The following is a 3,275-nucleotide window of genomic DNA, read 5'->3' as shown; positions in this document are numbered from 1 at the left end:
TACAAGCCTTATCTTTACTTCTTTATCCACCTTCTCATGTTTCCTTATACCTATAACATCATCAAGTAAATATCTATATTCTCCGCTCTTTCTTGATTTGTAGTATGTTCTTGAATATTCTATTCCTCCTAGGAGCGTAATAATACTTTTTCTTGTCTTTTCTTTCAACTATCCATTCCTTTTTTCTCTTATCATCTTCTTTAATCGCTTTATCTAATTCTTCTAAAAAGTCTTTTATTATATTCCTTCCAAGTTCATCAGTCGATTCTTTAACTACCTCAACAAGTTTTGTAAAATCCCATTCTTTTGACAGCATTTCTTCTACATTTTTTATTAATTTAGTAGTGAAATTTATTAAATGTTGTTGTATAATATCATGTTGTATAATATTATTCAAAAGAGACACCCCCTTATTGATTTGTGTTTTTTCCACTTTTTATTTTACCACAGGGGTTGTCTCTTTTAAATTTTTTGTCCTTTTTCGTCCTACAATAATTTTACACTATGAGTTTAATTATTTTAGCTTTACTACTATTTCCTTTGTATCCCTTGCTATCATAAGCTCTTCATTTGTTGGGATTAAGAACACCTTAACCTTTGAATCTGGTGTAGAAACCTCAGTTAATTTACCTCTTACTTTATTTTTCTCTTCATCTATCTTAACTCCTAAGAATTCTAAACCTTGGCATACAAAATATCTACACTCTGGTGAATTTTCTCCAAGACCTGCAGTAAATACTATAGCATCTACACCACCCATTGCAGCTGCATAAGCTCCTATGTATTTCTTCACTCTGTAGTAGAACATATCAAGGGCTAATTGTGCTCTTTCGTTTCCTTTTGCAGCAGCATCCTCTATATCTCTAAAATCGCTGCTTACTCCTGAAACTCCTAAAACACCCGATCTTTTGTTCATAAGGTTATTAACATCCTTTGATGTCATATTTTCAGTTTCTTCTAAGAAAGTAACTATAGCAGGATCGATATCTCCACATCTTGTTCCCATTATAAGTCCTTCAAGTGGAGTAAAGCCCATAGAAGTATCAACAGATTTACCACCATTTATAGCTGCAACAGATGCTCCATTTCCTAAATGGCAAGTAATGATCTTGCAATCCTTTATATCCTTTCCTAAAAGATCTGCAGCTATTTTACTTACATATCTATGGGATGTTCCATGGAAGCCATATCTTCTGATGCCGTGCTTTTCATATAGTTCATATGGAAGAGCATACATATAAGCATGCTTTGGCATGGTTTGATGGAATGCTGTATCAAATACAGCCACCATTGGTGTATGTGGCATAAGCTCTTTGCAAGCATAAATACCTGTTAAATTCGGAGGATTATGTAGTGGAGCTAAATGTGAAACCTCTTCTAATGTTTTTAAAACTTCCTCGTCTATTAAAACAGAGCTTGCATACTTTTCTCCACCATGAACTACTCTATGGCCTACTGCTGATATTTCATTCATGTCTTTAATTACGCCATATTCTGGGTGTGTTAGTGCTTCTAAAACCAATTTAATTGCTGTTTTGTGATCAGGCATTGGATGTTCAATTACAACTTTATCTTTACCCTCTGGTCTGTGCCCTAATACTGAACCTTCAAGTCCTATTCTTTCAGCTAATCCCTTAGCTAAAACTGTTTCATTCTCCATGTTGATTAATTGATACTTTAATGATGAGCTCCCACAATTAATTACCAAAATATTCATGTGTATTACCCCTTTCCTTTAATTTATTGCGCTTGAACAGCTGTTATAGCAACAACATTAACTATGTCTTCAACGCTGCAACCCCTTGACAAATCGTTTACAGGAGCAGCAAATCCTTGACAAATTGGTCCTATCGCTTCAGCATTAGCTAATCTTTGAACTAACTTATATCCTATATTTCCTGATTGCAAATCTGGGAAAATTAAAACATTAGCCTTTCCTGCCACTTGACTTCCTGGTGCCTTAAGTTCTGCAACCTTTGGAACTATTGCAGCATCAAGCTGTAATTCACCATCTATCATTAAATCTGGAGCCATTTCCTTTGCAATTCTTGTAGCTTCTATTACCTTATCAACAAGCTCATGTTTTGCACTTCCCTTTGTTGAGAAAGAAAGCATTGCAACTCTCGGTTCCATACCACATAAATTCTTGGCATTCATCGCACTTGCAACGGCTATTGAAGCAAGTTCCTCTGCAGTTGGATTAGGATTAACAGCACAATCTGCAAATATAAACAAACCATTATCCCCAAAATTTGGGTTTGGAACTTCCATTATAAAAAAGCTTGATGCAATTGAAACTCCTGGTGCTGTTTTAATTATTTGCATTGCTGGTCTTAAAAGGTCTCCTGTTGAATGTATAGCACCAGATACCATTCCGTCGGCATCCTTCATTTTAACCATCATAGTCCCAAAATACATTTCATCTTTAACTGTTTCAAGAGCCTTTTCTGGAGTCATTCCTTTATTCTTTCTAATTTCATACAACTGATTAGCATAAAATTCTAATTTTTCGCTCTTTTTAGGATTAATTATCTTTACCCCTTCAAGTGAAACCCCATTTTCTTTAGCAATGCTCATTATTTTTTCTTCATCACCAAGCATAATTAAATTAGCTAAACCTTCTTTAACTATAATTTCTGCAGCTTTAATCGTTCTTATTTCTTCTCCTTCAGGCAAAACTATGGTCTTTATATTAGCCCTTGCCTTTGCTTTAATTTCCTCCATTAAAGCCATGATAAAACCCCTTTCTTTTGTTAGTATGTATTATGTTGCATTCTACATTTTATATTATATAATATTTATGTCAATAAACAAACAATAATATGTAAAAAGATAGTGTCAAGATATTGTAGGTTAATTTTTATAGACAACCCCTTAAATTAGCTAGTTTCAAGGCGTTTGTTAAATTTAAAAAACTTAAATTATATTTTCATATTTTATTGATTTTAATATCCTGTAAATTGGCGTTACTTTCCCTATGTTCAATATCGTTATATTATTCATAACTTCACGTGAAGATTTATTTATCTTTCTTATCGCTTCTTTTATTTTCTTCTTACTTACCTTGAAGGCTTTTTCATCTTCCTTAAACACACTTATTTCCCTTAAATTTCCTCCATTCTTGCTAAATACCCTTAGCTTTGCCATTATCTTTAATCCTTCCTTGCTCCATCCTAATGGCCTGCTGCTTAATCTCGCCGATAATACATGGCTTACATGCCCTTCTGCGCTGCATCCTATTACATCATCGTCATCTTTATATATTTCTATCCCTT

General features: G+C 33.8%; 5 protein-coding genes. All 5 read right to left on the bottom strand.

Translation table 11 applies throughout. From position 1 onward, the window contains the following. Window positions 1-123 (bottom strand): UPF0236 family transposase-like protein (locus tag CAAU_RS15550; protein WP_423219145.1); only part of this gene is annotated, 123 nt, incomplete at its 3' end. Then, window positions 74-397, bottom strand: coding sequence for a UPF0236 family transposase-like protein (locus CAAU_RS15135; protein WP_008907703.1), 324 nt, complete (start codon window positions 395-397; stop codon window positions 74-76). The genes CAAU_RS15135 and CAAU_RS15550, both read right to left, overlap by 50 nt. A gap of 117 nt (window positions 398-514) precedes the next feature. Further along, window positions 515-1,717, bottom strand: a complete 1,203-nt coding sequence (locus CAAU_RS01680) for an acetate/propionate family kinase (RefSeq protein ID WP_008907702.1) — start codon at window positions 1,715-1,717, stop codon at window positions 515-517. A 23-nt stretch (window positions 1,718-1,740) separates the two neighbouring features. After that, window positions 1,741-2,733 (bottom strand): phosphate acetyltransferase, encoded by a 993-nt coding sequence (gene pta, locus CAAU_RS01675; RefSeq protein ID WP_008907701.1) that lies wholly within the window; start codon window positions 2,731-2,733, stop codon window positions 1,741-1,743. Window positions 2,734-2,916: 183 nt separating this feature from the next. Then, on the bottom strand, window positions 2,917-3,275 hold a 359-nt coding region (locus tag CAAU_RS14105; RefSeq protein WP_192811161.1), incomplete at its 5' end, for a UPF0236 family transposase-like protein.

Source organism: Caloramator australicus RC3 (genome assembly GCF_000297115.1).
Taxonomy (GTDB): Bacteria; Bacillota; Clostridia; order Clostridiales; family Caloramatoraceae; genus Caloramator; species Caloramator australicus.
Note: the sequence above shows the minus strand (reverse complement) of the source record. Positions and strands in the feature narration are given on the sequence as shown.

Excerpts from the sequence above, each read along its gene's own strand:
- CAAU_RS01680 (WP_008907702.1), bottom strand. The coding sequence starts at position 1,717 with ATGAATATTTTGGTAATTAATTGTGGGAGCTCATCATTAAAGTATCAA.
- pta (WP_008907701.1), bottom strand. The coding sequence starts at position 2,733 with ATGGCTTTAATGGAGGAAATTAAAGCAAAGGCAAGGGCTAATATAAAG.